This window comes from bacterium, from assembly GCA_026129405.1.
Taxonomy (GTDB): Bacteria; Desulfobacterota; Binatia; order DP-6; family DP-6; genus JAHCID01.
The window spans coordinates 1-3579 of sequence record JAHCID010000014.1 but is presented as its reverse complement, the minus strand read 5'-3'; the positions used below and the strand labels follow the sequence as shown (position 1 = coordinate 3579).

Annotated in this window: 4 protein-coding genes; all 4 read right to left on the bottom strand. The window is 78.6% G+C overall.

Annotated features, from left to right (window positions below; genetic code table 11):
- On the bottom strand, window positions 1-1452 hold a 1452-nt coding region (locus KIT14_25890), incomplete at its 3' end, for a BatA domain-containing protein (protein ID MCW5893951.1).
- Between the two features lie 6 nt (window positions 1453-1458).
- Window positions 1459-2352, bottom strand: a complete 894-nt coding sequence (locus KIT14_25885; GenBank protein MCW5893950.1) for a DUF58 domain-containing protein — start codon at window positions 2350-2352, stop codon at window positions 1459-1461.
- A complete protein-coding gene (locus KIT14_25880) occupies window positions 2349-3368 on the bottom strand; it encodes an AAA family ATPase (protein MCW5893949.1) in 1020 nt (339 codons plus the stop codon). Before KIT14_25880 ends, KIT14_25885 begins: the two co-directional genes overlap by 4 nt.
- Window positions 3365-3579 (bottom strand): hypothetical protein (locus KIT14_25875; GenBank protein ID MCW5893948.1); only part of this gene is annotated, 215 nt, incomplete at its 5' end. The genes KIT14_25875 and KIT14_25880, both read right to left, overlap by 4 nt.

Here is a 3579-nt window from a genome sequence, read left to right as displayed (position 1 = left end):
GCTCAGCGTGACGACGACGAGCGGCAGCGCGTCCGCGTCGGTGAGGGGCGTGGGCAGCGGCGCGGCGAGGCAGGCACGGCGCCACCCGTCGACCTCGCCCGCGACCAGCAGCGGGAACCCGCCGCGCGCCGTCGCCGCGTGCAGCACCTCGGTGCCCCAGGGCGGGCGCCGCAGGACGGTCGCGCGTGGGACGCCGAGCGCCGCGAGCCCCTCGACCCCGGCGAGGATCGGGTGGGTGTCGTCCCAGTCGACGACCGCGGGATGCGCGGCGACGCCGCGGCCGGGACACACGGGGTTGTCCGGCGGCGGCGCGACCAGCAGCGCGGGTCGGGCGAGCGCACCGGCATGCCCGGGCACGACGCCGTCGAGGATCGCGACCGGATGCAGGGCGCTGGCCGTGGACCCGGCGTCGCGCTCGCGCAGACCGGCGGGGTTCACGATCTCCAGGCGCCCGTCGGGGAGGCTGCCGACCAGCGCGGACAGCGCCGCCGCGAGCGTGTCCGACTCGCTCACGAGCAGCAGATCGAGCGGGCGTGCGGCGGCGAGCGCGGTGACGGCGCGGTCGTCCACGGCGAGCGCGTCGCCGCCGTCCAGCGCCACGGTGACGACGCCGTCGCGCGGCGGCGCCTCGAGCCGGATCTCGGCACTGCCGCGCGGCGCCAGGATGACCGGGCGCGTGGCCCAGGGGACGCCGTCGACGTCGGCGCGGACCGTCACGGCGCGGGGACGGGCGGCGAAGTTGCGCACGGTGGCGGTCACGGTCGCGGCCCGCACCGGCGCGAAGGGCGGCGCATCGACGGCGAGGCGCGTGACCGCCGCGTTGTCGTCGGTGGCACCGACGGCGTGCCAGGCGACGTCGCCCGCGGCGGGCGGCAGGTCGGTGGCGACGGCGATGCGCGTGCCCGGCCGCCGCCGCTGCTCGGCCTCGGCGAGCGCCAGCGCACGCGGCAGGCGCGTCGGCTCGTCGGTGGCGGCGAGATTCGCGAGCGCCGCACGCACGGCGGCGACGTCCGTCGTCCAGCGCATCGCGACGCGCGGCCGTGCGCCGGCGGCCACCAGCATCGCCGGCGTGCCGGTGGGCAGCGCCGCGAGCTCCGCGTCGAGCAGCGCCCGCGCCGTCTCGAGCCGCGGACCTGCCGCCTCGTGGGTCTGCATGCTCGCCGAGACGTCGAGCACCGCGACGAGCGGCGCGCCGCCGCCGGGGCGCGCCGGTGCGCTCCAGAAGGGGCGGGCCAGCGCCGCGGCGAGCGCGACGACGGCGGCGAGCTGGAGCCAGAACGGCAGGTCGGTCCGCACGCGTCGGTGCACGCGCGGCGCCGCCGGGACCTGTCGCCACAGCCACAGGCTGCCGACGGTCACGAGCGGCCCGCGGCGGGCGAAGCGGAGGAGGACGACGAGCACCGCGACCGCGGCGAGGGCTGCGAGGCCGAGCGGATTCTCGAGACCCGCCATGCGCGCTCACCGTGGCCGTACGATGCCGAGCGCGCGCAGCGGGCCGGTCACGAGCGCCTCGACGGCGCCGTCGGCGGGCACGCGCACGCGGCGCGCGCCGAGCGGCGTCGCGAGCGCGTCGAGCGCGCTCTCGTGCGCCGCGAGCGCGGCGCGGTAGCGCGCCAGCGTCTCGTCGCCCGGCGCGGTCGCGTACTCGTCGCCGGTCTCGGCGCAGCGGAGCCGCGCACCGGCCAGGCCGGCGCCGGGTTCGATCTCGTGTGGACCGAGGACCTGGAAGAGCACGACGACGAACCCGCGCGCCGCCAGCGCGCGCAGCCCGGGGGCGAGCGTCGCCGGGTCGGCGAGCAGGTCGGAGAGGACCAGCGCGACGCCGCCGGCAGGGTGACGTTGCGCATGCCGGTCGAGCGCCGCCCCGAGATCCGGCGCGCCGCCGGTGCCCCCGCCGGCGTCGAGACGACGCGCGACGCGCGGCAGGCTCGACGGGCGGCGATACGCCGCGCTCGCGGCCCCGGCGCCCAGCGTCGCCACGCGCACCGCGTAGCCGCCGCGCAGCGCCAGGGCGGCGAGCGCCAGCGCGAGCGCGCGAACCGCGGCGGGCTTGCCGTCGAGAGCCATGGACGCGCTGGCGTCGACCAGCAGGTGTGCGTCGACCTCGCGCTCGGCGGTGAAGCGACGCACGAGCAGCGAGTCGAGGCGTCCGAGCGCGCTCCAATCGAGGTGACGCAGATCGTCGCCGGGCGCGTACGGCGCGTGGCTCTCGATCTCGAGCCCGAGCGGCTGCGGGCGGCCGGGGAACCGCCGCTCGCCGGGGCGCAGGCCCATGGGGCCGCCGAGGTCGAGCGCGAGCCCGCGCGCCACGGCGGCCGCGCGCTCGAGGTCCGGGTCGGCGGCGACGATCATGCGCGGCTCCGCGCGGCGGTGCGGCGGACGTGCTCGACCAGCGTCGCGGCGTCGACGGCCGCGGTCTCGGCCGCGAAGTTCAGCACGAGGCGGTGGCGCAGCGCCGGCAGCGCGACGCGGTCGACGTCGTCGGGGGTGACGTGCGCGCGGCCGTCGAGGAGGGCGTGCACGCGGGCGCCGAGCGCGAGCGCCTGGCCGGCGCGCGGGCTCGCGCCGTAGCTCACCCAGCGCGTCACCTCGGGATCGCCGGCGGGGCCGGGCAGCGTCGCGCGCACGAGCGTCGCGACGTAGCGCTCGACGTGCGGCGCCACCAGCACGCGGCGCACCAGGCGGCGCAACGCCAGCGTGCGGGCGGGGGCGTCGTCGGCGGCGAGCACGGGCCGCACGCGCGGCACGTCGGCGCCGGTGGTGCTGCCGACGATGCGCTCGAGCTCGTCCTGCGACGGGTAGCCGAGCACGACCTTGAACAGGAAGCGGTCGAGCTGCGCCTCGGGCAGCCGGTACGTGCCCTCCATCTCGATCGGGTTCAGCGTCGCGAGCACGAAGAACGGCGCGGGCAGCGCGTGCGTCGTGCCCGCGACCGTCACCTGCTCCTCGGCCATCGCCTCGAGCAGCGCCGACTGCGTGCGCGGCGTGGCGCGGTTCACCTCGTCGGCGAGCACGACGTGTGCGAACAGCGGCCCGGGCACGAAGCGGAACGCGCGCCGGCCGTCGGCCCCGTCCTCGACGATGCGCGTGCCGGTGACGTCGGCCGGCATGAGGTCGACGGTGAACTGGATGCGACAGAGGGAGAGCCCGAGCGCGTCGGCGACGGCCCGCGCGAGCAGCGTCTTGCCGATGCCGGGCACGCCCTCGATCAGCACGTGACCGCCAGCGAAGAACGCGGTGAGCACGGCGTCGATCGTGTCGGCGTGGCCGACGACGACGCGCGCGACCTCGCGGCGGACGGCGGCGACGGTGTCGGCGAAGTCGCGGATCTCGGCGGCGGCGAGGTCGGCGGGCGCGGCGTCGCTCATGGCGCGGGAGCCTCCACGATCGGGGCGTGGGCATAGAGGCGGCGGACGACGCCGGCCCAGGCCGGGGGCACGACGGCGGGATGGAACGGTGCGGCCGGCTGGCCGGCGGCGACGTCGGCGCTGCGCGCGTCGTCGGGATCGCTCGCGGGGGCGTCGTCCCAGGCGGCCTGCGGACCTGCGGGGCGGGCGCGCACGCGGGCGGCGATGGCGA

Coding starts and splice junctions, on each gene's coding strand:
- KIT14_25880 (MCW5893949.1), bottom strand. CDS start 3,368: ATGAGCGACGCCGCGCCCGCCGACCTCGCCGCCGCCGAGATCCGCGAC.
- KIT14_25885 (MCW5893950.1), bottom strand. CDS start 2,352: ATGATCGTCGCCGCCGACCCGGACCTCGAGCGCGCGGCCGCCGTGGCG.